The following is a 24,946-nucleotide window of genomic DNA, read 5'->3' as shown; positions in this document are numbered from 1 at the left end:
CTTAGCGACCAAAATTTCTCCATTGCTATACAAAGGCGTTTTCGTCAATCTGCCAGTTTCCCGCCAGTTCATTGTCATTCTGCTGGTGGTCGCGATCGTGCTCTATGCCCTGTCCTGGCTTATTTGTGCGCCGATCGCTGCCTACCTCAAGCTGAACCTGCAAGTGTATTGGGCAGTGCTAGTCGGAGCCGCGATCGTCGTGATTTTAGGTATTGGAGTGAGCCTATGGATTGGCTGAAAGCTCTCTGGAAAGCGGTTGCCAAGGATGAACCACCAACCGCTTCAGAGGTAGGATTTGCCTGTGCTTTGACATTAGCCCTCTGGCTGGCTCCTAGCTACATTGCCCACATGAAACCGTGGGAGCGGCTCCTCACCTACCTGATGGGTATTGGCATCAGTGCCACCTATATCAAGCGCTGCCAGCAATTGCAGGAGCAAGAAAGCTACGATCGCGCCTCCCGATTGATGCAGCAAGAACTAACCCAGCATCAGATTGCCACTGAAGCCGCCTACTACAAGCAACAGCTCAGCTCCCAGTTCTTCCCATCAACCACCCAACAGCAACCGGCGGAAATGCCGATCGGTACAGAACAACAGACACCTGACACGGCGCTGCCGACAGAACTAGCCGTCAGGGATTTAACGGCGGAAATGGCCCGGTATGAAGGACATATTCTGATCGCCAGCCGGACCCGCAGCGGCAAAACCACCACCATTCAAAGTGCGATCGCTCATACCTGGCAGCAATATGGTGGAGCGGTTGATTTCTGGGTATTTGACCCCAAGGGCGCTGCGTTTTGCGGCATTGAGCAAACGGAGCGCTATCTCCTGTGCAACAAGCCATCCCAGGTTCCCGAAGCGGTTGAACGACTTGAAACGATCATCACCCAGGTGCTAGAACCCCGACAGGACAAACGCGTGGCGCAGGGCGGACACTGGGAAACCATGCCCAGAGCTGTCAAGGTCATTTTTGACGAGTTGAATACTTGGATCAGAATGGCTGGGCGCTATGACGAAATGATCAGCCGGTTGGATAAAAAGCACAAAACGGATTATCGGGGTCGAGCGATCGATGCCCTTGAGCGGCTAATTTTCCAGGGCGGTGAGGACAATATTGCGGTTTGGCTGCTAGCTCAAACGACCCGAGTGAAACAGTTAGGGCTCGATACTAGCGTTCAAGACAACATGGCTTATTTTGCTCAGTCTCGGAATGGGGATTACCAAAGTGTCGAAGATGCCCTATCGAATCCGTATGTCGTGAGCAATTCCCGGCAGCGACAGCTGCTGCAACAGTTACTCGCCCTCTATGCCAGGGACAAGGCTCAGGATCGACGGGTGCCGATCGCCTTCACTACCTTAGGAGGCAATCAACTGTGCAAGCTACCTGACCTCTCTCAGGCGAAATATTTCCGCTTCGGTGAGCCCGGTTCGACGGCCCGAACCCCAGCGAACCCAGTCGAACCCAACGCGAACCCACCCCGAACCGAGTTCGATGCAGGTGCGGATGAGCGAACCCGACTTGAACGCTGCCTGGAACTAGATTACGAGAATTCAAGTTCGCCGGGTTCGGCAGGTTCAGAAGCTGAAACCATGCCGCAAACTGGGCAAAATCAGGTAGGTTCTGCACCGGGTTCGCCCGAACTTGAATTTCCCGAAATTGATGACCTGGATGATGAGATGCTGCGATCGCTAATCCTGGAATACCGTCAGCAAGGCACGACTGGGCAGGATGCCTTTATCAAAACCTTTTGGAACATTTCCAAAGGTGACTCTCCCCGCTACCGCCGTGCCAGAGAGCGTTACCAGGAAGTGTGTAAGCAGTTTGGATTATAAGTTGTTTACTCAGCACTAATCTGCCTCGCATCAAAATGAGCACTGCATCATTCCTATCATTGGGAAACCAAATTACTCGAGTTATTCTGTAATAAAATCCGTTGAATTTAAACTCTTCTCCGAGACAGAGAACCCAGATAGGAAAATCGGTTTCTTTAAATAGAGTTTATCTGTCAACATCGGAAGCACAGAGGTATATGCTATCCGATGGATTGAATTTATGTGCATATAGCCTGCATTTGTAAGTCATCATTAGTGATTTCCTGATGGACTAATAATTTGATTTCTTAAGGATATCGGTTAGGTTAGCCCTGATTCTAGTAGAGTGCCTTTAACCCTTTTGGGAAAGTCTAATACTTTATCAATTGCAGCCTCTCTAAGCTCTGAGATGACATCACCGATCTGTCCAACGTCATGAATAACGACCTGACCTCTATTTCTGCCTGATGCTTTCAGCACCTGAACGCCAAAGTCGCAAGTATCCTCAATTAGATACACCTGCTTGTCAAGCATGACTAAGTTGCAACTGAAAAGGGATGGCGTATAGTTGCGGTTAGCCAGAAACTCTAGCACTCGACGAATTTCCTGTAATGAAAGCCGTTCCCTTAATCGCTCAATAACCTTAATTTGAAGCACCTGCTCCACGCTGTAAATAACTGAGGTAGGGTGTTGGGGGTCGCCCTCCTTAGAGGGTTTAACCAATCCCGTTCGGTCAAGGTAGCTAAGATTTCCTGGTTTAGCACTGGTCATTGCAATAACCTCTTGCCTTGTAAATCCATCTGGCATAATTCTCTCTACTTTGAATAAATCTGAACAACTATTTAATCAGATGATTAAAATCAGAACACAAATTCAATTATATGAGTTAGTGTAGATAGGTAGATCTTTATAGTCTTCTACAAACGTCAAGCAAAGGCATTCCTCAGCATAAGAGCCACCTATCTGTAGGATCTAAATTTATGTCAGATAACCTAAACCGCCGTAGGCCCGAAGACTACCTCAAGATCAATATCCACCAGGTTCATGAGGTGAGGTATTGGACTAAAAAGTTAGGTGTGTCAGAGACATTTCTTCGGAAAGCTGTCGAAGCGGTTGGCCCAGAGGCAGGTGACGTGCGTTTGTGGATTAATAAACGCAAGGCAGCAATCCGCCTGCTTGATAAACACCTGAACCGTAAATAGTCATTCATTTGACTATCAAAAGGCTAAGCACTTGCCCAAAAAGTTGTTTTCCCAAAAGGGTGCTAACCCAACCGCTGTCATAGTGGTCCGGTTTTGCATTGCTTTGAGGCAGCTGGCGCTCAGATAGGGTGCATTTGCTCAGCGATCGTAGCTTTGCCTTGTGAAAACCGTAAGCCTTCTGACGTGAGGACATAATTATCTCCCTCTACTCCACTGCTTGGTTACCAGTCACCTCCTTTTTCACAAGGTAAACACGGTTGCCTCAATTTCATCCCGTACTTTCGGCTCACACAACAAGCACTATTGAGGCAATCAATACGGAACTGATTAGCATCGTAATACTTCTGGAGTAATTCCCATTGTGCCTTTGTAAATTGCCATTTATGCCCAATGTTGCGGTGCTCAATCATGGCTGTCCTTAGTCGCTTAGCCCAAGCTGACCCGGTTTCCTGACACCACTTGTAAGTTTCCCAGTTTTCTGGTTGAGAGTGAGGATTGGGTAACTCTTGCTTCAGCTGTTCTAGCGATCGCAACGATTTACTATCGTGGGCGGAAGTACAGATATGGGCAACTCAGAGACGGTTGAGGCTTCCCATGGACGCTGGGTTAAGGGTCAGATTGGCACATATTTTGCTGGTTCAGTTTCACAGTTGTCCAGCTGATTGACCTTTGAGTAAATCTCTATGAACTATTCACCCTCTCCCGAACTTTCTACACTCACTGCCAAACACCTTTATTACCAATACGTCGAGACGCTTTCGGATCGGCAATCACTTTTCAATTTTCAAAATGCCACCATTCGCTACTTCATCCCCAGTCTTGATGGCCCAGTTCCTGCCGCACAAAAAAGAAGACCACTCTCCACCGAAGATATTCAGGTCGGCTTGAATTTTTTAGACCAAGTTTCGCTGGATACACTCCGTCATGCGCCCGATCTCGTGTTGAAAACAGCAGAAAAACTGGGGAGTTCAACCGTTCAGAAGGAACGAGTTCGCCGCAGTTTAAGCAATTTCATCGATTGGGCAGTGCAGCACGACTATTTAGCGCCCCTGGATAACCCCATTCCAGAAGGGATCTGTCACCACATTTCGGTCGGTCTGTATGCCGCGCTGCCCCTGAAGCGAGCCAGTGCCCGCCAGATTTGTCAGGCGTATCTGGCGCAGGCGACTGATACCTCAGAAGCCACGACCAATACTCAGAACGCGATCGTCCGATTTTTTATCCCTGGGTGTGGGGGGCCCAGGCCCCTCCATAAGCCAGCACGGGAGTTTGAAGTGCAAGCAGCATTGAGTTATCTAGAAACAGTACCCTTGGAATATTTGGATGCAGCGGTTACCATTGCCACTGCGGTGATGCAGGCGTTGCATATCAGCCAAACGCAGCAAACCCGGATGCGGAGAACCCTGCAAGACTTGCTCCGATGGGCTAGGAGATGGCACTACCTACCTCAACCCCATAGCGTTACCCCGTGGGGAACTCCAACCGCTTTCCCAATTTGCCCATCCGACCCAGCCAAGACCCAGACATTAAAGGACTATTATGAGCGCTACTCTCAACACCTTCAAAGCGCTCATCTCACGGCTGGCCTTGATTTGTGGCAATCGGCGCTTGTCCATTATTTCATTCCAGCGTGTGGTGGGCCTGCCCCAGTTCACGAAAGGCTGACTCAGGCAGACGTGCAAGCGGCGATCGACTATTTAGACACGTTAAGGTTGCCCTATCTCATGAATGCTCAGACGCTGCTCAATTTAGAGTTGGAGCGGTTGCAGTTGACACCCGCGCAGCAAACTGAGATTCGTATGCATCTCCACGGATGGGTGGATTGGATCTGCCATCAACTCGGCATAACGTATTCGAGCGACAATGCCGCACCAGAACCTGTCTTTAACACCTTTAGGACACCGGGCAGCGCCCGTCCACGTCAGAAACCGGGGGCTCAAATGCAGGCGAAGCGCTGCTGCGATTATGCCTTGTGCGCCAAGAAGTTTCCCAACGATTACATCAATCCGAAGCTGCAACAGCAACTCCAGGATTACCAACAATGGCGACTCGATAACAACGTCAACCCCGGCGGGTATGTAGTCGAAGCGGAACAAATTTTGCAGGTGCTGGGGTGGCTCCATCGCTACGAAAACGTCGCGCTAGAGGATCTGTGCTTTGAGCAGTTCATTACGAAAAGTCCGTTGACGATCCAAGCCGCCAATTATGATGACTATCTCGAATACCTCAGACAGAAAGACATGGTGATTCAGCGTGCTCGCACCGTTGCCGACGAGGATTTGGCAAGAGTGGAACGCTACCTCAAATTTGTGGGTGGGCATCCGGCCTCTCAAAGCAGACGCATCTTTATTGCCCTCGCGATCGGCAAGTTCCTTTACCGCAAAGACCGCAACCAGGATGATTTTCCTAGCGATCGCAATATTCCTATCCTGCGGCGGCTGCTCGACCTTCAATCTACCAAGAAAGAAGAGGCTACCCAAGCGTTGCCGACGGTCGCATTTAGCGAAACCTCAGTGACTTGGGCAGAAGTGATTCAGGCCATGAAGCATCAACGCCAACGAGCCGATCAAACAATTACCCATGTGAGGACTGACACTACTCAAGGGTTTACAAGTTGTCAACGCCCAAATACAGGGCTCGCTAATGACTTACAGCGATTTCTCAGCATTATCTTTTGCATTCTTGTCCCCTCCCGCTCGCGCACGTTCTACGAACTCCGCATCGGCGAAACGTTTAAGGAAGGGATCTTAACTCAGCAACGATTCAGGAGTGTGGAAAACCTCAAGCATCAGGGACTATGGGAAACATCCCATCAGGAAGTGAAGTTTTATTTTCATCACACCCCCAAAGATTTTAAGACCGGGAAATCGATGGCACCGACGATGCGCCAAAGTGAAGGATGGTGGGTGGAGTTGCCCAATGTGCCCTTTGGTTCTCTCACGCTCTATGACTATATTCGACGCTGGTTGGACTGGGGGCGGACCGTACGGGGAGAAGTGGAGCACGACTTCTTCTTTCGTCGTTGTTTCTCGACCGAGCCGATGCGAGCCAGCGATTGGAACAGCCGGATCAAAACCATCATTCGGGGCCGGACTGAAGTACCTGTTCCACCCAGAAATTTGCGCAAGATCTTTGCCACCCAGTTTGCTGGTCTCTCCGAGAGTAGCGCGGTGCTGTTGCAACACTCTGAAGACATGGAAAATCTACACTATGACATGAGAGATACGGTGCAAAAAATTGCGCCGGTCATGACGGCCAACCTGCAATTTATCCAGGAGGTTTTGTCAGAGGTGTCACCAGCCGACGCGGCTCAATCGACCGGAAACGATGCATCTGATGCTGACTAATTCTACATGAAGGGCGTGGTGGAATTTGGCTTAAGATCAACGTTTAGTTCGATGATGTTGAAATAGAGATGCCAAATGTACTGCAAAGAACTTCTCAAGCCATCTCCAATATCCTCGGTTAAGCCTATTCCATAACAACCTCGGAATTCCTTCCAGCCCTCGAAAGAGGGCTTTCATTTTGTCAATTGTTTTGGAGTTATTTAGGATGTTACGGCTATTAGTCGCATCGCAAGTCTCGCGTGACGGTTTTCATCTCATTTAGAGATAAGGTCTTGTCATGAAACTTTTTGTCGTGGTTTTTCCGCGATCGTTACTTGGGAATAGCCGTCCTAAAGCTGAATAGGATCCACCTTCTTTAGTTCTGGGGATTTTCGATCTAGCGTTTTATCGATCGAGCGTCGATCGCTGAATTGGGTCTAGGTTGGCTAAAATTTTGGAGACATATCCCTGCGATCGTCAACCTGACAGATAACACCATTCCTGGCATAGTTGCAATGCAATGCAATGCGTTGCATGATAGAGGTAAATTCCTTCTTCTTCAGGTAGGTATAGCCATGAGCAAGGAAAATGTCACCTTCCGACTGGATAGCGAAAAGCGAGCCGCCCTCGATGCGATCGCGGCTGGCATGGATCGCGATCGTAGCTACTTGATTAATGAAGCGATTTCGCTTTACCTGGAAATGCACCAATGGCAGATCGAGGAGATCCAGCAGGGTCTGGCTGAAGCAGATGCCGGAGACTTTGCTACGGAGGAAGAGGTGCAGGCGGTGTTTGCAAGGCTGACGAATGGCAAAGTCCGTTAAATGGCTACGCAAAGCTCTGAAAAGTTTGGAGCAAGCTTATGATTACATGGCTCAACATGACTTAGATGCCGCCATCAGTCTCGTACTCAAAATTCAGGCGGCAACCGAGCAACTGGCGGAATTCCCTTTGATGGGTAGAATGGGTCGAGTTAATGGCACACGAGAATTGGTGATCACCAATACCCCTTATATCGTTATTTATCGGGTTAACGGCAGAGCCGTAGAGATTTTACGGGTACTGCATTCAGCCAAACGCTATCCGGAATGAAGGATAGAATCCTTTTTCCCTTCGCACGATCGCTCCATCCGCTATCCTTAAACACCCCGATTTTTACCAGCTTCGCTCTGTGCCAATCTCAGTCATATCTGCCTCAATAAAACAACACTCCAGATCTGCGTGCCAGTCCATTTCCTGGAGTAAGTCATAAATTTGCTGCTCCAGGTCTTCATCCGTTTCGTAGGTAAAGGTAAGTTCATATTCCCAACTGTCTTTGTGTTTCTGCTTCATTTGATAAGCAGATAGGCAATGTTGTTCAATCCACTCCCTCACTCTCTTCTTACGACGAATGAATTTATTGTTATTCTCAACTCTTAACCACAGCCGAATTTGAGTCGTTTTCGTTGTTGGCGCTTGAATCGTCTGTGTGGCAATCACCTGTGCGGTTGGCTCTGATTGCTCGACAAGTTTGACTCCCGGATGAATATACCGATAGAAAGTAGGACGGCTGATGTTGAGATGCTCGCAAATGGAAGTCACACTCCGGGAGGGATCAGCCGCTAAAGACCGCCCAATCTCAATCTGCTGCGGCGTTAACTTCTGCTGTCGTCCCCCTTTGCGCCCCCTGGCTCTGGCCGCCTGCAATCCAGCTTGAGTCCGTTCGCGAATCAAGTTGCGTTCAAACTCCGCCAATGCGCCAAACATATGGAAAATCAGTTTTCCACCACTCGTTGTCGTATCAATGTTCTCCTGCAACGATCGAAAGCCAATCTGGCGGCGCTCCAATTCTTCCACCAACGCAATCAAGTCCTTGAGAGATCGCCCCAAGCGATCGAGCCGCCACACCAGCAAGGTATCGCCTGGTCGCACATAATCAAAGGCTTCTTTCAGTCCTGGGCGATCGGCTTTGACTCCACTCATCTTGTCAGAGAAGATGCGATCGCACCCTGCTTCCTTTAAAGCATCATGTTGCAAGTTGAGATTCTGGTCATCCGTTGAGACCCGTTCATATCCAATCAACATACTTAGTAGTTCTAATATGCTTTGACTGTATCAGAACTCGTTAAAACTGCTGTATTTTGATACATAGATTTAGAGACAAGTTGATTTACAGTTGAGAAAAGCTAAAACCCTTAATTTTTGGCAGAAGTGATGGGAAGCCGAAAACTGTAAATTAAACGACCGTTTACGAGACAAGCAATGAACTAATTAATGTAGTGCTAATTATGAAGTTTTTCTTAGCACTACTGGTCAAGCGCAAACTTCTCTACTTCATTTCCCCAACTTTCCCATCCTGGTCTAGGCTGGCGGGCAAACATCTCCAGTTTGCTCAAATCAGGGCACAGCTTTTCGACCAACTGATAAAACTCCTCTGGTTTGCGACTATGTTCTCGCCTACGTGTTAAGAGAAGAGTTAGCTCATTCGTTAATGTTTGGGTGCCATTATCTCCAAACGAGCGAGGTTTACCTTTAGTTGCTAGTAAACAGTGCTCTGTAACATTCCGCAACCAATGACCTACACCAATGTGCGGAGTTCCGCTCTTCGACACTTTCACCCACGTCAAGATGGTTTTGAGCGCAAATCCCCAATGCTCTAGACATTTACAGGCATCCGGCATGTGAGTGTTGGTAGTCCAGAGCCACAGTACACAGCCAGTAAGATCGGCGAGGGCAGGAACGGGAAGAGCTAAAATTTCCTCCAATTGCATAGCAGGATAGGGAATCCGATTGCGATGAGTTTTATCTTGGTTCCGTAGCTGATAAAACCAGGGTGGGTCTGCCACGATACAGGAGTAGTGTTTCTCTGGAAATGGCACTGCACCTGCATCTAGAAGCCCTTCCTTTTTAGCCAACTGAGTTAGATATTTCTGCTTCACTGCGGCGGTTAGTCGGCTTTTTTCAATTTTACGAACTGCCTCCTCGTAAGTGCCATACCATTCCAACTGCACTTGTCTCGGTGATGGTTGTCCTGCTTCTCGTCTGTTCTCCACCAGAGAGTAGTAGCGCACTCCCTTGATAAGACGTGATCTGATAAAAGCCATATTTTGTAGTGCTAATTTATAGGTTAATATTAGTACTACAATTTGATTCCTCTAATCTTAGTTTTGAGGCAGTTTTTTTACTTGGGCTTCCAACAGTGAACGTTCTTATTCCTTAAAGTTTCTATGGATAAAATTATCTAATTGATAAGACCATACTGTTTACACTGAGCTTGCAGCTTCTGCTTAAGTCTTGCCAGAACTGGCTCTGGTGATACAAGAATGCAATCTTCTCCGTAACGCATCACTTCACGAAAGAACCAGAAGGTGTTTGAGATACGACGCACAACTCGGCGTATCGGTGGATTGCGATCGCTCATCCATTCAGTATGTATATCGGCTGTTTTAGCCTCATAGGCAAAGGCTAATCCTCTAAATAGGTGCATTTCGACTTCAAGGAGATCCAAGTTAGACCGCCATTGATCTGGAACTGAACTGATCGCCGCATCAGGAATTCGGTCTAGACGTAGTATCCAGTTGTGCTGTAGTTCCGCTACATCTTGGTTTCCTTCGGTCTCCTCACACCAACATTCAAGATATTGCCGTCGCTCATACGGCGTGATTTTGGCATGACGGATGGTGAAACTCCAAGGGCGATCGGCGGCATCTCGATAGGTGAGTTGGAACGGAGTTTGACGGCGAATGTACTGGTCAATTTCCAATCGCCAGGGAGCGAGGGGCGTTTCCAGATAATGTTCAATCTGGTTTTTTAAGGGAATTGGTAATTCACTTCGCTCCGCTAAAAGTTGAGCCACAATTTGGGCAGACTCCGAGTGGCCAGCGTCGATCAGGGTCTGGATGGATTGATGGAGTGCCCTGATGCGAGTTTCTGACCAATCGTTATTGCGACTAATCAATAATTCTCGACGGGCGATCGCTTCGACCAGTCGGGAAATGTTTGGGCGATCGCCCCACATCATGCCTTGCTCAGTTGCAATCTGCTCTAACTGCTCTTTGTCCTTATCAGAAATCGATAGGGTAATTGATTGACCACGACGACCCATTACTATCTTCCACTTGTACGTACACTTTGTACTTGTCTATTTCTTATTGTGCTGCCATGATGGAGACATTGCAACCAGTCACGTACACCTTAAGACGATGACGGAATACAGCATTACGCTCAAACCTGTTTATTCTCAAACTGTTCCAACACCTAGCGGGGTGACATTGCCCGATGAATGGTCGCTTTCCTGGCATCAGGCAGAAACCCTAGCCGCTTTGTCCAATCCCAACGTTGATGTTGTGTTTAACACTGCTATGACTGGGGATGGAAAAAGTCTGGCAGCTTATCTTAAGAGTGTGCAGGAGTATTACTGTGCAATTGGCTTATATCCAACAAACGAACTAGCCCGTGATCAGGAGTTGCAGATATCCAACTACGTGCAAACTTTCCGGCCACTGCATGAACCTCGGATTAATCGATTAAGTGGTGCAGAATTGGAAATTTATGCCGAAACTGAAAAGCTGAAAAAAGCAGATGCGATCGCAACTCGCACTGGACAATCAGAGATTTTAGTCACGAATCCTGACATTTTTCACTACATTTATCGGGGAGCCTATGTGTTTCGAGGTGATGCTCCAGACAAACTGTGGAATCGCATTGATCGAAACTTCGACTTATTCATTTTTGATGAATTCCATGTGTTTGGTGCACCTCAAATTGCTAGTGTAATCAACACATTGCTACTGATTCGCTACACCAGTGGGCTGAGTCGTCGCGATGGAACTCACAAAAAGTTTTTATTCTTATCTGCGACGCCGAATGATCAGTTGCTGGAGCGATTAGAAACCGCAGGGTTGCGATGTCAGATGATCGACCCCTTAGCCACCGGAAAATACCGCTTCCCTAATCATCAGGACGAGGTACAGCAACTCGACTTAAGAGACTGGCGATTAGTGGCTCGATCGATTCGTCTCAATTTCGTTCCTTTAGAATCGGCTTCTAAAGCGTCCGAAATCTGGTTACGGGAAAACACGAATCTAATCCTGAACCAATTTCAACAACATCCAGGGAGTAAGGGAGCCATTATTCTTAACTCGATCGCGGCAGTTAAACGGCTCACTCCTTTCTTCCAAGAACTGCTGGAACCACATGGGTTAAAAGTCAGCGAAAACACCGGTTTGTCTGGGAAGGGAACGAGGGAAACATCTTTACTCGCTGACCTGGTAATTGGTACCAGCACGATCGATGTAGGAGTTGATTTCAAGATTAATTTTCTGATCTTCGAGTCATCTGATGCGGGGAACTTTATTCAACGGTTAGGGCGATTGGGACGACATGATGGGTATGAGCGGGATGGTCAAACAGTCCAGTTCGATGATTTTACAGCTTATGCCCTTGTCCCAAACTTTCTGGCAGAGCGGTTGTTTGCAGGGGACGCAGCACCACTGGAAGTAACCGGTCTTTATGATCGCCCATTTCTCAATCAAACCATCCGTGAACAATACCGCCGCATTAATGACTTTCGGGGCTATTACAAACGGTGGGGGGCAGTGCAATCATTTCGATTGTTCTGGGATTTGGGCGATCGCACGATTCAGCAGCAATATGCCGGGAGCCGCGAAAAGTTCCAGACAGCCTGTGAAGAAGTTTTTGATACCAGCCTGAAAAAAGTTGCAGGGCAGGTACGGCGATGGTCGGAGGAGTGGCAACAACTTTCCGGCAAAAAAGGAAATCCCATTGCTGACGATGCTTGTAGTTTCCGAGGTTCTAGCCCACTGCAATGTGGGTTGTACGATTTAACAGAGGCGAATGAGGGCGATCGCTTCAAGACCTATGACTTACCGGGGGTTCTAGGCAACCTGGATATTGAAATACTGTCTAAAGCCGCCTTTATGCGAATGCTGGAGGAGGTCGAACGTCGGACGGATCAGCCCATTCCTAAAGGACGGTTTGCTCATTGTCTCGCGTTCATGCAGTTGAAGGCATACCGGGAAGAACGATTGAACTGGAAGTTTGCCTATCCTGGAAATTTACAACCCGTTGCCGATGCCTGGAAAGTGCAGGTTTTGACCGGACTGGAAATCTGGCAACCGGAGAACCGTTGGGCAACTGAAATCAACAAAACACTCAGAAAGGAAGGTTTGGTTGCCTACGTGCTGCGTCGCCCGGTGAATGAAGTCCGGATGCGATTGCGATTACCCATGCACTTCCAGATTTATCCCATCAGCGACCAGTACAGTTTTCACGATGCAACTGCACCTTACTCTGTCGCCTTTGGGCAAAGCGCTCTGCTGCTCGACACCCTTGCCTACCAATTCAAAAAAGAAGGAGGCGAAATATGGATCGCCTAGCCAAAGCCCTGAAAGGGATTAACTCTATGATCGATGTACCCAAAAGGAGAAACGATCACATGCAGGTACGTATTGCATTTTTTCAATCCCTGCACTACAAAGGGATTATCATGAATCTGGATTCCGGACTTGCCAGATTACACCTACCTGCGTTTAATATAGTACTGAAGTATTTGGCCTACCGCAATAGCCGCCTTAAAGACGGGGGAGAGAGAAGCAAATGGTTAATACAATATGAACTCAGTAATGTGTTCCTTACTCAAACTGGCGTATCCGTTAGAGTAAAGCAAAATTGCTCAAGATCCCAGTTCCCACTAATCGATACAGGATAATTCTCTATGCTGCGCCAAAACACAGATCTCGATTTGCTCCGTAGATTATTTCTCCAAGTGCTTGACCAACTTGAAGCCGAGCGGGAACTGCGGGAACAACAATTCAAAACTATTTCTCAAAGAATTGAGCAGATCGAGGAACAGGGACAGCAGCAAACGAACCGTTTGGAATTCCTCGAAGCAGAAATACCTTACCTGAGGCACCGGGTAGACAGAAGCGTTGAACTTGAATATCTAGAAAATCCTTACTCTTTAGATGGGGATGCCCGTTGCAACTGGTAATGAGGTGAAGGACAATGACCGTCCAGATTTTGCGGAAGAAGTTTACGGTGGGGCAGTACCACCAGATGATTGAGTCAGGAATTTTGACCGATCGCGATCGGGTTGAATTACTAAACGGAGAAATTATTGAGATGTCACCCGTGGGTAGGCGGCACGCTGCCTGTGTAGACCGTCTGACCGAACTGTTGATTTTGCAATTGGCAGGGAAAGCGATCGTTCGTAGCCAAAATCCGATTCGACTCAGTGATAATTCCGAACCCCAACCCGATATTGCCATCCTCAGCCGACGAGATGATTTTTATGCCACAGGTCATCCTAAGCCGAACGATATCTTTTTAGTTATTGAGGTTGCAGATACCACCATTGAGTTCGATCGCGAAATTAAGATTCCAACCTATGCCGAGGAAAACATTCCTGTGGTTTGGTTAATTGATCTCAATGCTGAAGTCGTAGAGGTTTTCCAGGAACCCACAGATCAGGGGTATGGAAACAGCCAGCGATTTCAAGCAGGTCAAATGCTGACGATTCCTAACTTTTCAGAAATCCAGATTGCAGTTGACCAAATTTTGGGTTAACCGTTTCTTCTGTAATCATTTCCCCCAAGTAATGGAGTGAGGCAATGCATCAAGATGTTGGAACTACCAATCTTGAGCAATTAATTTCTCTTCTCAGTGATGGTAAGTGGCATTCCAGTCGGGAACTTGCTGAGAAAGTTTCTTGGCGATTTGGTCATGCTGTTTATGAAGCTCGAAAGCAAGGGTATCAAGTTGAGAAGCATCAAACTAACAACTGCTCTGAATATCGAATTCTCAACCCTCAAGCACCTGCTGAAGGAGCACAGTTAGCATCCTTGAAAGATTTGAAAGCGGTTGCCCCATTTGTGATCGAACAAGTGCCTTACCTGAAGCTATTAATTCTATTTGGCTCTAGAGCAAAAGAGACTTATAACGACGAGAGTGACTGGGATTTTGCAGTGCTTTACGATGAGGCACTTCGCACAGAGCATGAGAAAGGGGGATGGGATTGGCTAAGAATTTGGAACGTTTTGGAAGAAGTTTTTGACTTGCCGGAAGGCAAGGTAGATTGCGTTATTTTGAACGATTGCTCAAATATTCTGGCTCACTCTATTGCACGAGATGGAAAACTTCTTTATGAAAAAGATCCTGGCGCATTTGAGCAGTTTAAGCAACAGGCATTAATGAGCAAGGCAGAACTAAAAGCCTTTCGAGCAGAACAAAGGGAAAAGGTTCGAGAAGGTTTAGCAAGGTTGGTAAAGCAATGAGCGTCGATATAGAGGGAATCAACAAAAAATTAGCTGGAATGACTAGGCGCTTAATTCTTCTACAACCCTATCGAACACTCACGTTTGAAGAATATCTCGAAGATGAAGCTAGACAAGCAACGATCGAGCGGTTTCTGGAGTTAATCATTCAGGGGGCTATAGACATCAACAAAATGCTTTTGAAGCAAGTTACGAATATCAAACTTACTCAAGGTAATGAAAGTCTCACCAATGCTGAGATATTTGTTTTAGCAGGTGAATATGGGTTCATCCCACAGCAGTTAGCTCAACAACTGTCGGCTTCTGGAAGATTTCGGAATGTCTTAGCGCATTTGTATGACGAGATTATGCCTGAGAAGACATACGAAGCATTACAAAAAGCATTTGAACAATATCCACAATACATTGCCGCAATTCAGAACTATCTGGATTCATTGGAGATAGATGATGAGCCGTGATAATAACGATTTTGATTTTCTAGACGGTGATTTTGGCTTTGATGGTGATAGTGATCGCACCATTGAACCTGCTAACCGGGAACTTCTGACACTCAAACTGTTACGGGAAGCGATTCAGACTCAAAATCCTGATGATGCAGTAATGAGGGATTTTGCTGAGTATGTGCTGCCGAATTTATTGAGAGTAGCGATCGGGGTGACAGCGAAAGGCGGCAGATTTTTTGATGAACTGGATCAACAGCGAGAAGCAGAAGGTAAAGCCAGAGTGCGACGAGATAACGCCGCCGATCAGTCCCTCAACACCCACCTGCTCAACGGTTTATTTCCAGCCAACTTAATCGAAAAACGACTGGAACAGTTGGATACGACGATTAAACGAGTAGTGCGGGAACGGGAACGCCGATTAGTAATTGCCGCCTTCATTCTGCATGATTTTGAAAAGTTTCCAGACTCACCAGAGGATTGCCGCAAATTATCACTCGACCAACATCGCCAAATCATTGGTGAAAAAATTCGGCAACTGGGGCTGGGTCGCTTCATCAATCCAGACGATCCAGAAGTATATCGTGAGTATCTGGATGACCTTCTATGCATGGCATACAACGCTCAACGTCGTTGGGACACAAACTGGAATTTTTCTGAGCATGGGCTGAACCCAATACTACGTGATCGTATCCTGCGGAGTCTTTCGGATTTGACCTGTTTGGCTGATTCGCTAGCCTCGATGGTCAAACATCCCCAGGATGCTGAACATCCCCGACTAAAAGAACTAATTCATAGCCTCAGTGATGGGCAGCTTAAGTTTACCTATCACAGCATTGCAGAAAATCGGGGTGTACTGACCAATGTGGTGAACAATGCGTTGATGGACGCTCACACCAGTTTGAACACGCCAGAGCAAACCTCTTACGAACCTCTGCTGTACCTTCCTACCGGGGTCATTTATCTGGCTGATCGTAATGCGCCATTGATCGATCCAGAAGAGTTGCCCGATCGCGTAGTTACCAGCATCAAAAAGCTGTGTGCAGGTCAGTTACGCTTGCGCCAAACTGGCTTCGGTCGGGATGGCAAGGGCATGAAATATGCCGAGTATTACAACCTATTCTTTGATGATCCGGGATTGATGCAGGTCGCCTTAGATGCGACCTTGCGTATTCTCAATCCGAATAAAGGCTCCGTTGCAGCAAGTCGCAGCGAAAACTTGATTCGGTTTCAGCAACAGGGTGTTCTGCCTGCTGATTTGAACTTCCAGTTGGGAAATGATATTCGGATTGATCAATTGGCTGAGTTTGGTGACTTAATCAGCCGCAAGATTTGGGGCGATCGCGTTGCTCGCATTGAAGAAGCTCGGAAGAAGGACAAGAAGTTACCATCCTTTCAAGCTATTGATGTTATTCAAACTGTGGCTGAGTTCTGGCAACTGACCGATTACCTACCCCAACTTCGAGCGATCCAACGCATTAACGAAAGTCTTAAGGAAAATAAACTTAAGGGAAATACAGGCGGAGTTCCCTATGAATGGTACTATTTGGCTGCAAAGTACCTGGAACATAATCCCGGTATTGAAGATCTACGCCCAATCTGTGAACGGGTGATTGTCCATCTGACCTGTTTAATCAACCCCATTATTGAGCAGTATCACTTACCGGATGGTTGGGATGATGTGCGTCAGTGGGTGCAACGTGTCGTCATGCTTCCAGGTAAAACTGACAAACAGCTTGGAGCGAATCAAGTTGATATTTTCCTAAAAGAGTTAGCCAGTTACAATGCAGCCAAAAAGCCGGGACGAGGACGGCAACTCATTTGCTCAATTTCCCATTCTGCCTACACCGTAACTGAGCAAATGGAATCGTCAGTCCTTTTCACCCCCCAGGTGTACACCAACAAACAACACTTGGGTGGCTCGAACGCCAAACGGAATATCTCTAGCATTGCTGGCATTGAGATGATGCTGCGGCAAATCTTAATGAATCAAACTCAAGCAGTGGGTAAGCGATTTGAGGACGGGAAGTATCGTTATCTTTACTTCTATCCAACCTACTACTTCACACCAGAAACGAACAAGTTCTTACAAAAGGCTTACAGTGGCATCGCTCAAACCCGTTTTGACACTAGCCTGCGTAATCACTTTGTCTCAAAAGATTTAGAAGCGCATCTAGAGCGAGATCGCTATCAAACTGTTGATACTTTTCTGATTGACGAGAACTTAGACCACAAAAAGAACTTACCGGAGACTGACCCCAAGCACCGCAAAGACAGGACCTTCAAACTTTCGTACCCCAATGACCAACCATTGACCTTCTACTTTATGGCAATGCCACCGGGGCGAGATAGTACCGATACTGAATCCTGGGTGATGCCAACCTGGTTAGCCTTTGCATTCCCCATGATTCTGGATGTCAAGACGGTCGTTTCTGAGTCTCCCATTCCACCCTTTAACGACGGCGCTGAATTTGAGGAAAGTGTCTTTCTGGATAGTGCGCCTCATGCCTTTCGGGTACTGGTTGGACGCGATCGCTTTCGTCTGGACTACATCCTAGAGGGTTGGAAATCTACCGATGGAAACCAGCATCCGGCTCCCTTAAATACCTTAACGGCTGCCTATGCCATTCACATGGATGTCAATGCCAAACAGGGAAAGGGTGGCTATGACGCAAACTGGGGCAGGTTTACAGAACTCGCGAAGGACTTTGAAACCAGCCCCCTCTACGTTTTCAGCTACCTCAACCGATGGGTGCGAAACCAAAGTGTTGATACTGAGCGGATTAAAAAGATTCGGCTCTATTCGTATCACTTTTATCCTTGCTTTGACCCTTACAGCAAATTTGATCCCAATTTGGAGGAATTGATTGTGGGAGAGGAATCACCATTGAACCATCCACAAAAACTTACAGAGTTATACCGTCACTTTTATCGCGCAGCTAAGCGGTATAACCCAAAATCGAATGCGATTTTAAAACCCATTGATATTGCAGCTGATACCGTTTTGAAAGCGGAATTGAGCGTCTTTCAAGGAGAGACTTTAGTCGCGGCAGTGGCAGCAGAAGTCTTCAAGTTGATGGATCGAGTTCATGCGTCTACGGCTGAAGGGCGATGGGTAATCAGCAATCGTGAAGCCGAGCGGCAAGCCGTTTTAGATTTTGCCCGTTATTTTGTTAAGGATGTGTTTGAAGGCGCATTTGCGGGCGATCGTGCCCGTCTGGCCGGTCGGCAACTGAATTTAATTCGTGATACCTGTGAGTTCCTTTACCGATTGGAGCAGGACAAGGAAAATCGGGAACTCAACGCAAAAGGCGAAGTAAGCGAAGAATCTGATACTGAAAACAAATAAATTGGAGACAACAAATGGCACTTCTAAAAACAATTGACCCCAAATTCTTTCATGCAGAAATTCCCTACAAGCCAATGGGGAAATACGTCCACTTTCTGACTATCCGAGTTACAGAATCTTACCCACTTTTTCAAACCGATGGAGAGTTAAATAAAGCGCGGGTGAGAGCTGGAATCTCTGACAAAACGACCATCAGTCGTCTTTCCATGTTCAAGCGCAAACAATCAACACCGGAGCGTTTGGTGGGACGGGAACTGCTCCGTAATTATGGATTGATGACGGCTGAGGAGTGCGAATATAACGTCGATTTTGCCATGAATAATCCTGATTGCATTATTTACGGCTTCGCGATCGGGGATTCTGGGTCTGAAAAATCGAAAGTGGTTGTAGATACAGCTTTTTCTATTAGTGCGTTTGATGAATCCCATGAAACCTTTACGCTGAATGCTCCCTATGAGAGCGGCACTATGAGCAAGCAAGGGGAAGTCACTAGCCGTATTAATCAGCAGGATCACATCAAACCTCAGGTCTTCTTCCCAAGCATCGTGACTTTGAAAGACCCCACAGAAGCCAGCTTCTTGTACGTGTTCAACAATATTCTTAGAACCAGGCACTATGGTGCTCAGACAACCCGTACAGGTCGAGTTCGGAATGAGTTAATTGGGGTTGTATTTGCGGATGGGGAAATCACCAGTAATCTGCGTTGGACTCAAGCCATTTACGACCAGATGAAAGCAGAAAACACCCTCAAATCTCCTGATCCATTAGATGAAGATGATGTGATGCAAGCAGCAAAGGAAACTATTGGAGTATTAATGGCTGAAGAATTCATTGTGCATACAGACTTCATCGGAGACTCTTTCAAATCGCTATTGGATGAAGTCAAGACCCTGACAGGTAGTGAATTAGGGATCAAACAAGTGTTGCAACAAGCAGATCGCGATGCCAAAACTTACTATACCCAGTATGTTGAGAAGCCCAAAAAGCCAGCCAAGGCAGGGTGACTCCCATGACTATCATCTATCGTTGCACCCTGGAGCTACATGATAACCTTTACTTTGCAACCCGTGAGATTGGGCGATTGTATGAAACCGAACCTGTACTGCATAACTATGCCCTTTGTTATGCGTTGGGATTAGTGGATAGCGATCGCCACTCCACGATAGTTGCCGAAGCACACAGCTATCGTTACTTCTGTCCCGAACAAGTTCCCAAGTATGAAGAACACCTGATGCCACTAAATCAGCAGGGGATTTATGTAACTCCCGCACGGGCTATCAATCATACGGCGGTGCTCAACACCTGGAAGTATGCCAACAATAACTACCATGTTGAAATGGAGAAAACCCAGAAAAACATTCCTAGCTTTGGTCGTGCCAAAGAAATTGCCCCCGAGAGCCAATTTGAGTGTTTTATCCTGTCTGCAAAGCCCTTAACTGTACCGAGATGGGTGCGTTTAGGCAAATGGGCCAGTAAAGCTGAAGTCAGGATTGAAGAACTACCCAAAGTTCGATCGGCAGAGGGGGAATTGACCTTCCCCTATCCCCTCAATCCCCTGGATGTCATGTTTACTCATCAAGTGTTGAGCTATGACACTGTGAACATGCCACCCGTCAGCCTGATTCGCAATGTTCGCTTGCAAGGTCATTACTATGAATCTGAAGGATTGAAGATTCCGGCTCGCATGGCGTATCGGTTTAGCAGTTAATTCACTTGCCAAAGCCACGATCGATCTTCTTCTGGCTCCTTTTCGACTCCGATAACCGCTGCATTTCTGCCATAAAACTCCGACTATTTTGCAGCATCAATGTCCGTGTGCGCTTGCGTTGATATTTTTGGATTTCTGATGCCAGGGAATGCTTAGGATCAACCTCCAAATGGGTAATGGAAACCAGTTGAACCTGCTTATCGCCTTCCTTGGGCTGAATTCCGCAGCAGATTCCACCTTCATCCCCGGTATACACCACGCTGTCAATCACCAGTTCTTGATGGCTAGAAACATGTTCCCTCTGCTTTTTCAGCAGCTTGAGATACTGTTTGCCAGGATGAGCCGTAATGGGCAAGTTGGCTTTGATTTTTTCAGTTAGCGCGATCGCTTCGGCGTAATCATCAACTGGCATACCGAGAGTCCCTGCAATTATTCATCTATATCCCCTGATTCTATGCCGCATAGCCTAATTCTTAACCTCGTCCCAACCTCGCCGATTCCACCAGGCTACCTGACTGGCAAACACCTTCATGCCCTGTTCCTAACTCTGGTGAGTTCGGTGGATCAATCCTTGGGCGATCGCCTACACGAACAGAAAACCGACAAAGCCTTCACCCTGAGTCCACTTCAGATCACGAAACAATCTGGGCGCGACCATTTGTTGCAGTGGGAGCATTCACGTCCTATCCCGGCTGGCACTCCTTGCTGGTGGCGTATTTCTCTGTTGGATGACGCCTTGTTTAGCAATCTGACTCAACTCTGGCTCAACCTCAACCCCAATCATCCCTGGCATTTAGGATCAGCCGATCTCCAGATTACGAGTGTCTTAGGAACGCCCCAATCAACTCAGCCCTGGGCAAATTTTTCCACCTATACCCAACTGTATGAACAAGCCTCGGATCGCGATCGTCAAATCGACCTCACCTTTTGTACCCCAACGGCTTTTCGGCAGAGCCAGTACGACTGCGCGCTACCAACCCGTGAGCACGTCTTCAATAGCCTCCGGCGGCGTTGGAATCAGTACAGCGGCATGGAGTTTCCTGAAACGTTACTGGAACTGATTTTTCCTAGCTTTTTTGAGATTCGGACTGAACTCGTTACCGATTCTCGCAGCAAATTTATCGGTTGTGTGGGAGCGATGAACTTTCGCATTTTAGGTGAAGTTGATCCCCTGACAATCAAACAAATTAATACCCTGGCTGATTTTGCCCTTTACAGTGGCATCGGTCGCAAAACTCCAATGGGAATGGGGATGACCAGACGGTTGCTCAAATCCCGCCCCTAACTTTCCATCAATACTCATCAAACCCAACCCACCTTCAAATCAGGAGGCACGATTCATGCTGATTGGAATTATTGTTTTCTCTAGCCTAGGAGTTCTGATTCTGGCTGAATATCTGTTGCCCAAACCTGGGAAAACCCCGGAACAGGAACTGGGAGAAGCGATTACCAAGTATTTATCCAAAGGGGTGAAAGTCCGCATTGAGCAGAACAATGATTGAACCAGATTACGTCCCGATCGCCGCGCTGAATCATTACAACTACTGTCCTCATCGGTGTTGGCGGATGTTTTGCATTGGCGACTTTACGGACAACCAATACACGATCGAGGGCACCAGCTTGCACGATCGCGTCCATACGATCGGCGAGAGTCACCGGGAAGAGATTTGGCAGATTCGAGCCATATGGTTGAAGTCAGAACGGTATGGGCTGATCGGTAAAGCGGATTTGATTGAAGCTGAGGATGGACAGTGGTATCCAGTGGAATACAAACGCAGTTGTCGAGGTGAGTTTGACAATGATGAACTCCAGGTCTGTGCTCAAGCCTTATGCCTGGAGGAAATGACCGGACAGCGGGTGCAGGTAGGATACCTCTACTATGCTCAGTCGCATCAACGGCAGCTGGTGAACATCTCGGATGCATTGCGTCAGGAGACGATCTCGACTCTGGAAGCGGTGCGGATGTTGTTGCAAACCGGAACAATGCCCAAAGCAACGTATACACCTCGGTGCAAAGGATGCAGTCTGTTTCAAGCCTGTCTGCCCCAAGCCGTTGAGAAGGTGGGACGGTATCGCGAAACCAGTTAACTCAAGGAGAATACGATGGGAACGGTTTATATTACTCAGGATGATGCCTTTATTGGCAAAACCGATGAACGGCTCCAGGTGCGATCGCAGAAGAAAACTTTGTTGGATGTCCCGATGCTTAAAGTCGATGGAGTCGTCGTATTGGGTCGTGCCACCATTTCCCCAGCCGCCCTGATCGAGCTATTGGAACGCAAAATCCCACTGAGTTTTCTAACCGGAACTGGGCGCTTTTTAGGACGACTAGAACCGCCGTTGACTAAAAACATCTTTGTGCGATCGGCACAATGGAAAGCCGAAGGCAACTCTGCCCAAGCCGTGCATGTGGTTCGGAGCTTTATTCGCGGCAAGCTCAAGAACTATCGCCAGACGCTGATGCGGGCCCACCGAGAAGCCAGTGATCCGAATTCTGCCGGGGTCTCTAAACTGGCTGAGGGAATTCGGCGGTTGGAGCAAGCGATCGCTCCGATTAACACCACGGATACCATTGATGCTTTACGGGGGCTAGAAGGAGCAGGGAGTGCGGCTTACTTTGGTTGTTTGCCAGCTTTGATTCGGGTAGAAGGATTTACCTTTACCACGCGGCAAAAACGTCCGCCCACCGATCCTGTGAATGCGCTGTTGAGCTTTGGCTATGCGTTACTGCGTCATGATATTGAAAGTGCCCTGAATATTGTAGGCTTTGATCCCTATCTGGGGTACTTACACACGCAACGGTATGGACGGCCCTCCTTAGCGTTGGATGTGATGGAGGAGTTTCGTCCCCTGGTGGTGGATGCCATGGTGTTAGCTGCCATCAATCGCCGATCGCTGACCCCTGCTGATTTCACCACTGAACCCTTGAGTGGAGCCGTGTCGTTAGTAGATGAAGCGAGACGAACGTTTTTACGGTTATATGAACAAAAGAAGCAGTCCCAGTTTAAGCATCCGGTGCTGGGGAAACAATGCACGTATCAGGAATCCTTTGAGATTCAAGCTCGGTTACTAGCAAAGTACCTGATGGGTGAAACAGAGCAGTATCCACCATTAGTGCTGAAGTAAATGTATATTGCCATTTCCTACGATATTCCAGAAGACAAACGGCGCACGAAGATCCACAAGATCCTGAAGTCCTATGGACAATGGATGCAGTACAGTGTGTTTGAATGTGAGTTAACAGAAACGCAGTATGCCAAGTTGCGATCGCGCTTGCACAAACTAATCAAGCCAGAGCAGGACAGCATTCGGTTCTACGTTTTGTGTGCCTGCTGCCAGAGTAAAATTGAACGCATTGGCGGAGAAGCAGTGCGGGATGATTCTATCTTTCTGGTGTGATGCGCGAATGGGTAGGTGTTTAGAAACAACGGGTCAATTAATCACCTCGATCGCTCTGGTATGCGGGGTTACAGCCATTTGCTGGTAGCAATCGGTTCGCGCAACGCTGGAAATACTTGCCCTGCTTAAGGATCAGTTAAAGAGATGCTGGAGAATAACCGTTACTTCAGTGGAGATCATGCTAGGATTTGAAGAGTTCGCGCTATTGCACCTTGAAAACTACAGATACCAAGACTTTCAGCCGCCCGCCGCGACAAAATCACTGAATCCCTTCCAGGGATTGAAACTACCTGGGCTATGACACCAGCCAACAACGGCACCGGGGCGACAAAATCACTGAATCCCTTCCAGGGATTGAAACAGATAATGCGGAGTGCAGAGGGACAAACTAGCCAGGCGACAAAATCACTGAATCCCTTCCAGGGATTGAAACAAGATGATTGACCCGACAACCGCTAAACGGGTTGAGGGCGACAAAATCACTGAATCCCTTCCAGGGATTGAAACAGATGGTCGCCGCCAGAATCGAGGAGGATATCCGGCGACAAAATCACTGAATCCCTTCCAGGGATTGAAACCAAAGTTAGAAAAGTTGGTACAGGAGGCATTAACCGCGACAAAATCACTGAATCCCTTCCAGGGATTGAAACTTAGCTTTGCAGGCAACCCCATGAATTGCCCATCCTGCGACAAAATCACTGAATCCCTTCCAGGGATTGAAACCAGGAGTGCCGTTCTTTACCGGCAACGCCTGAACAAGCGACAAAATCACTGAATCCCTTCCAGGGATTGAAACCAATCTGCCTTTTCAATCACGCCACTGGTTTGATAGCGACAAAATCACTGAATCCCTTCCAGGGATTGAAACAGTTTACCCTCTCTTGTTACCCAGCAAATATGGGAGCGACAAAATCACTGAATCCCTTCCAGGGATTGAAACAATAATTCAAAACGGAGATAGACCGATGGCAATAGCGCGACAAAATCACTGAATCCCTTCCAGGGATTGAAACACGGGTCGGCATACGAGGTGCAAAACACAGTGACGCGACAAAATCACTGAATCCCTTCCAGGGATTGAAACCAGGGCAACTGCTTTTTGCAGTTGCTCAGAATCCAGCGACAAAATCACTGAATCCCTTCCAGGGATTGAAACGTATTTCAGGATGTTGCATATCTCCTGAAACTCCTCGCGACAAAATCACTGAATCCCTTCCAGGGATTGAAACTTAAGATAGAAATTCAGGGCGTGATGGTGGCTCGGCGACAAAATCACTGAATCCCTTCCAGGGATTGAAACCTGATATGCCACTTTCCGATGCTCAGAAACACCTACTGCGACAAAATCACTGAATCCCTTCCAGGGATTGAAACAACGCTAGGCAGTGATACAAAGGCATTGATTGAGGCGACAAAATCACTGAATCCCTTCCAGGG

At 47.5% G+C, this 24,946-nt stretch carries 25 protein-coding genes and 1 CRISPR repeat array; of the genes, 19 read left to right on the top strand and 6 right to left on the bottom strand.

The genetic code is table 11. The annotated features are described in order from the left end of the window. Positions 1 to 22: 22 nt before the first annotated feature. Positions 23 to 238 carry a hypothetical protein gene (locus ACN4EK_RS25585; protein WP_431661116.1) on the top strand — a complete coding sequence of 72 codons (216 nt, stop codon included), beginning with the start codon at positions 23 to 25 and terminating at the stop codon, positions 236 to 238. Beyond that, positions 226 to 1,833 carry a type IV secretory system conjugative DNA transfer family protein gene (locus tag ACN4EK_RS25580; protein ID WP_431661115.1) on the top strand — a complete coding sequence of 536 codons (1,608 nt, stop codon included), beginning with the start codon at positions 226 to 228 and terminating at the stop codon, positions 1,831 to 1,833. The genes ACN4EK_RS25585 and ACN4EK_RS25580 overlap by 13 nt, the downstream gene beginning before the upstream one ends. A 300-nt stretch (positions 1,834 to 2,133) precedes the next feature. Here ACN4EK_RS25580 and ACN4EK_RS25575 read toward each other — a convergent pair whose 3' ends face one another. Beyond that, positions 2,134 to 2,619, bottom strand: a complete 486-nt coding sequence (locus ACN4EK_RS25575; RefSeq protein ID WP_431661114.1) for a MerR family transcriptional regulator — start codon at positions 2,617 to 2,619, stop codon at positions 2,134 to 2,136. A gap of 173 nt (positions 2,620 to 2,792) precedes the next feature. Here ACN4EK_RS25575 and ACN4EK_RS25570 point away from each other — a divergent pair, with 173 nt between their 5' ends. Continuing rightward, positions 2,793 to 3,014 (top strand): DUF3606 domain-containing protein, encoded by a 222-nt coding sequence (locus tag ACN4EK_RS25570; protein ID WP_431661113.1) that lies wholly within the window; start codon positions 2,793 to 2,795, stop codon positions 3,012 to 3,014. Positions 3,015 to 3,235: 221 nt separating this feature from the next. Here ACN4EK_RS25570 and ACN4EK_RS25565 read toward each other — a convergent pair whose 3' ends face one another. After that, the gene (locus ACN4EK_RS25565) at positions 3,236 to 3,547 is read right to left on the bottom strand and encodes an NACHT C-terminal helical domain 2-containing protein (RefSeq protein ID WP_431661112.1); all 312 of its coding nucleotides are present in this window, start codon (positions 3,545 to 3,547) and stop codon (positions 3,236 to 3,238) included. Positions 3,548 to 3,697: 150 nt separating this feature from the next. Here ACN4EK_RS25565 and ACN4EK_RS25560 point away from each other — a divergent pair, with 150 nt between their 5' ends. From ACN4EK_RS25560 to ACN4EK_RS25550, 3 genes are all read left to right on the top strand, one after another. Then, entirely contained in the window at positions 3,698 to 6,361 is a 2,664-nt protein-coding gene (locus tag ACN4EK_RS25560) for a hypothetical protein (protein WP_431661111.1), read from the top strand. Positions 6,362 to 6,915: 554 nt separating this feature from the next. Beyond that, positions 6,916 to 7,164, top strand: coding sequence for a CopG family ribbon-helix-helix protein (locus ACN4EK_RS25555; RefSeq protein WP_431661110.1), 249 nt, complete (start codon positions 6,916 to 6,918; stop codon positions 7,162 to 7,164). Beyond that, positions 7,148 to 7,432, top strand: a complete 285-nt coding sequence (locus ACN4EK_RS25550) for a type II toxin-antitoxin system RelE/ParE family toxin (protein ID WP_431661109.1) — start codon at positions 7,148 to 7,150, stop codon at positions 7,430 to 7,432. The genes ACN4EK_RS25555 and ACN4EK_RS25550 overlap by 17 nt, the downstream gene beginning before the upstream one ends. 63 nt (positions 7,433 to 7,495) lie before the next feature. Here ACN4EK_RS25550 and ACN4EK_RS25545 read toward each other — a convergent pair whose 3' ends face one another. The 3 genes from ACN4EK_RS25545 to ACN4EK_RS25535 form a co-directional block, all read right to left on the bottom strand. Next, positions 7,496 to 8,404, bottom strand: coding sequence for a recombinase family protein (locus ACN4EK_RS25545; protein ID WP_431661108.1), 909 nt, complete (start codon positions 8,402 to 8,404; stop codon positions 7,496 to 7,498). A 221-nt stretch (positions 8,405 to 8,625) separates the two neighbouring features. After that, positions 8,626 to 9,372, bottom strand: coding sequence for an MT-A70 family methyltransferase (locus ACN4EK_RS25540; protein ID WP_431661107.1), 747 nt, complete (start codon positions 9,370 to 9,372; stop codon positions 8,626 to 8,628). 188 nt (positions 9,373 to 9,560) lie between these two features. After that, the gene (locus tag ACN4EK_RS25535) at positions 9,561 to 10,424 is read right to left on the bottom strand and encodes a WYL domain-containing protein (protein WP_431661106.1); all 864 of its coding nucleotides are present in this window, start codon (positions 10,422 to 10,424) and stop codon (positions 9,561 to 9,563) included. A gap of 97 nt (positions 10,425 to 10,521) precedes the next feature. Between ACN4EK_RS25535 and cas3 the strand changes: the two genes are divergently transcribed. The 8 genes from cas3 to cas5d all read left to right on the top strand — a co-directional run bounded on the left by cas3 (position 10,522) and on the right by cas5d (position 20,110). Beyond that, the gene (cas3, locus tag ACN4EK_RS25530) at positions 10,522 to 12,717 is read left to right on the top strand and encodes a type I-D CRISPR-associated helicase Cas3' (RefSeq protein WP_431661105.1); all 2,196 of its coding nucleotides are present in this window, start codon (positions 10,522 to 10,524) and stop codon (positions 12,715 to 12,717) included. 338 nt (positions 12,718 to 13,055) lie between these two features. Next, a complete protein-coding gene (locus tag ACN4EK_RS25525) occupies positions 13,056 to 13,331 on the top strand; it encodes a hypothetical protein (RefSeq protein ID WP_431661104.1) in 276 nt (91 codons plus the stop codon). Positions 13,332 to 13,345: 14 nt separating this feature from the next. Further along, positions 13,346 to 13,906 (top strand): Uma2 family endonuclease, encoded by a 561-nt coding sequence (locus ACN4EK_RS25520; protein ID WP_431661103.1) that lies wholly within the window; start codon positions 13,346 to 13,348, stop codon positions 13,904 to 13,906. Between the two features lie 44 nt (positions 13,907 to 13,950). After that, on the top strand, positions 13,951 to 14,613 hold the full coding sequence (gene mntA, locus ACN4EK_RS25515; RefSeq protein WP_431661102.1) for a type VII toxin-antitoxin system MntA family adenylyltransferase antitoxin: 663 nt from the start codon (positions 13,951 to 13,953) through the stop codon (positions 14,611 to 14,613). Continuing rightward, on the top strand, positions 14,610 to 15,071 hold the full coding sequence (gene hepT / locus ACN4EK_RS25510) for a type VII toxin-antitoxin system HepT family RNase toxin (RefSeq protein ID WP_431661101.1): 462 nt from the start codon (positions 14,610 to 14,612) through the stop codon (positions 15,069 to 15,071). Before mntA ends, hepT begins: the two co-directional genes overlap by 4 nt. Then, entirely contained in the window at positions 15,061 to 18,402 is a 3,342-nt protein-coding gene (gene cas10d, locus ACN4EK_RS25505; RefSeq protein WP_431661100.1) for a type I-D CRISPR-associated protein Cas10d/Csc3, read from the top strand. Before hepT ends, cas10d begins: the two co-directional genes overlap by 11 nt. A gap of 14 nt (positions 18,403 to 18,416) precedes the next feature. Then, entirely contained in the window at positions 18,417 to 19,406 is a 990-nt protein-coding gene (gene cas7d / locus ACN4EK_RS25500) for a type I-D CRISPR-associated protein Cas7/Csc2 (protein ID WP_431661099.1), read from the top strand. A 5-nt stretch (positions 19,407 to 19,411) separates the two neighbouring features. Then, positions 19,412 to 20,110: a type I-D CRISPR-associated protein Cas5/Csc1 gene (gene cas5d / locus ACN4EK_RS25495; RefSeq protein WP_431661098.1), complete on the top strand. Its 699-nt coding sequence runs from the start codon at positions 19,412 to 19,414 to the stop codon at positions 20,108 to 20,110. A gap of 1 nt (position 20,111) precedes the next feature. On the opposite strand, the gene ACN4EK_RS25490 is transcribed toward cas5d, so the two are convergent. Further along, positions 20,112 to 20,522 (bottom strand): hypothetical protein, encoded by a 411-nt coding sequence (locus ACN4EK_RS25490; protein WP_431661096.1) that lies wholly within the window; start codon positions 20,520 to 20,522, stop codon positions 20,112 to 20,114. A gap of 42 nt (positions 20,523 to 20,564) precedes the next feature. On the opposite strand from ACN4EK_RS25490, the gene cas6 reads away from it, so the two are divergent. The 5 genes from cas6 to cas2 are packed head-to-tail and all read left to right on the top strand — an operon-like array spanning position 20,565 to position 23,509. Beyond that, the gene (gene cas6, locus ACN4EK_RS25485) at positions 20,565 to 21,395 is read left to right on the top strand and encodes a CRISPR-associated endoribonuclease Cas6 (protein ID WP_431661095.1); all 831 of its coding nucleotides are present in this window, start codon (positions 20,565 to 20,567) and stop codon (positions 21,393 to 21,395) included. A gap of 55 nt (positions 21,396 to 21,450) precedes the next feature. Further along, positions 21,451 to 21,612, top strand: coding sequence for a hypothetical protein (locus tag ACN4EK_RS25480; protein WP_431661094.1), 162 nt, complete (start codon positions 21,451 to 21,453; stop codon positions 21,610 to 21,612). Continuing rightward, positions 21,605 to 22,198 (top strand): CRISPR-associated protein Cas4, encoded by a 594-nt coding sequence (gene cas4 / locus ACN4EK_RS25475; protein ID WP_431661093.1) that lies wholly within the window; start codon positions 21,605 to 21,607, stop codon positions 22,196 to 22,198. Before ACN4EK_RS25480 ends, cas4 begins: the two co-directional genes overlap by 8 nt. A 15-nt stretch (positions 22,199 to 22,213) precedes the next feature. Beyond that, positions 22,214 to 23,236: a type I-D CRISPR-associated endonuclease Cas1d gene (gene cas1d / locus ACN4EK_RS25470; protein WP_431661092.1), complete on the top strand. Its 1,023-nt coding sequence runs from the start codon at positions 22,214 to 22,216 to the stop codon at positions 23,234 to 23,236. Continuing rightward, entirely contained in the window at positions 23,237 to 23,509 is a 273-nt protein-coding gene (cas2, locus tag ACN4EK_RS25465; protein ID WP_431661091.1) for a CRISPR-associated endonuclease Cas2, read from the top strand. 250 nt (positions 23,510 to 23,759) lie between these two features. Then, a CRISPR array of direct repeats spans positions 23,760 to 24,883; the repeat unit is 37 nt; unit sequence GCGACAAAATCACTGAATCCCTTCCAGGGATTGAAAC. Between the last annotated feature and the right edge of the window lie 63 nt (positions 24,884 to 24,946).

This window comes from Pantanalinema rosaneae CENA516 (assembly GCF_050753385.1).
Classification (GTDB): Bacteria; Cyanobacteriota; Cyanobacteriia; order Leptolyngbyales; family Leptolyngbyaceae; genus Pantanalinema; species Pantanalinema rosaneae.
This window is presented reverse-complemented; position numbering and strand designations above follow the sequence as displayed.

What these genes read in the sequence shown, in the direction of transcription:
- cas6 (WP_431661095.1), top strand. Translation starts at nt 20,565, where the DNA reads ATGCCGCATAGCCTAATTCTTAACCTCGTCCCAACCTCGCCGATTCCA.
- ACN4EK_RS25545 (WP_431661108.1), bottom strand. Translation starts at nt 8,404, where the DNA reads ATGTTGATTGGATATGAACGGGTCTCAACGGATGACCAGAATCTCAAC.
- cas4 (WP_431661093.1), top strand. Translation starts at nt 21,605, where the DNA reads ATGATTGAACCAGATTACGTCCCGATCGCCGCGCTGAATCATTACAAC.
- cas7d (WP_431661099.1), top strand. Translation starts at nt 18,417, where the DNA reads ATGGCACTTCTAAAAACAATTGACCCCAAATTCTTTCATGCAGAAATT.
- ACN4EK_RS25580 (WP_431661115.1), top strand. Translation starts at nt 226, where the DNA reads ATGGATTGGCTGAAAGCTCTCTGGAAAGCGGTTGCCAAGGATGAACCA.
- ACN4EK_RS25550 (WP_431661109.1), top strand. Translation starts at nt 7,148, where the DNA reads ATGGCAAAGTCCGTTAAATGGCTACGCAAAGCTCTGAAAAGTTTGGAG.
- ACN4EK_RS25490 (WP_431661096.1), bottom strand. Translation starts at nt 20,522, where the DNA reads ATGCCAGTTGATGATTACGCCGAAGCGATCGCGCTAACTGAAAAAATC.
- ACN4EK_RS25570 (WP_431661113.1), top strand. Translation starts at nt 2,793, where the DNA reads ATGTCAGATAACCTAAACCGCCGTAGGCCCGAAGACTACCTCAAGATC.
- ACN4EK_RS25525 (WP_431661104.1), top strand. Translation starts at nt 13,056, where the DNA reads ATGCTGCGCCAAAACACAGATCTCGATTTGCTCCGTAGATTATTTCTC.
- ACN4EK_RS25520 (WP_431661103.1), top strand. Translation starts at nt 13,346, where the DNA reads ATGACCGTCCAGATTTTGCGGAAGAAGTTTACGGTGGGGCAGTACCAC.
- mntA (WP_431661102.1), top strand. Translation starts at nt 13,951, where the DNA reads ATGCATCAAGATGTTGGAACTACCAATCTTGAGCAATTAATTTCTCTT.
- ACN4EK_RS25575 (WP_431661114.1), bottom strand. Translation starts at nt 2,619, where the DNA reads ATGCCAGATGGATTTACAAGGCAAGAGGTTATTGCAATGACCAGTGCT.
- ACN4EK_RS25555 (WP_431661110.1), top strand. Translation starts at nt 6,916, where the DNA reads ATGAGCAAGGAAAATGTCACCTTCCGACTGGATAGCGAAAAGCGAGCC.
- cas2 (WP_431661091.1), top strand. Translation starts at nt 23,237, where the DNA reads ATGTATATTGCCATTTCCTACGATATTCCAGAAGACAAACGGCGCACG.
- hepT (WP_431661101.1), top strand. Translation starts at nt 14,610, where the DNA reads ATGAGCGTCGATATAGAGGGAATCAACAAAAAATTAGCTGGAATGACT.
- cas3 (WP_431661105.1), top strand. Translation starts at nt 10,522, where the DNA reads ATGACGGAATACAGCATTACGCTCAAACCTGTTTATTCTCAAACTGTT.
- cas1d (WP_431661092.1), top strand. Translation starts at nt 22,214, where the DNA reads ATGGGAACGGTTTATATTACTCAGGATGATGCCTTTATTGGCAAAACC.
- cas5d (WP_431661098.1), top strand. Translation starts at nt 19,412, where the DNA reads ATGACTATCATCTATCGTTGCACCCTGGAGCTACATGATAACCTTTAC.
- cas10d (WP_431661100.1), top strand. Translation starts at nt 15,061, where the DNA reads ATGAGCCGTGATAATAACGATTTTGATTTTCTAGACGGTGATTTTGGC.
- ACN4EK_RS25560 (WP_431661111.1), top strand. Translation starts at nt 3,698, where the DNA reads ATGAACTATTCACCCTCTCCCGAACTTTCTACACTCACTGCCAAACAC.
- ACN4EK_RS25535 (WP_431661106.1), bottom strand. Translation starts at nt 10,424, where the DNA reads ATGGGTCGTCGTGGTCAATCAATTACCCTATCGATTTCTGATAAGGAC.
- ACN4EK_RS25480 (WP_431661094.1), top strand. Translation starts at nt 21,451, where the DNA reads ATGCTGATTGGAATTATTGTTTTCTCTAGCCTAGGAGTTCTGATTCTG.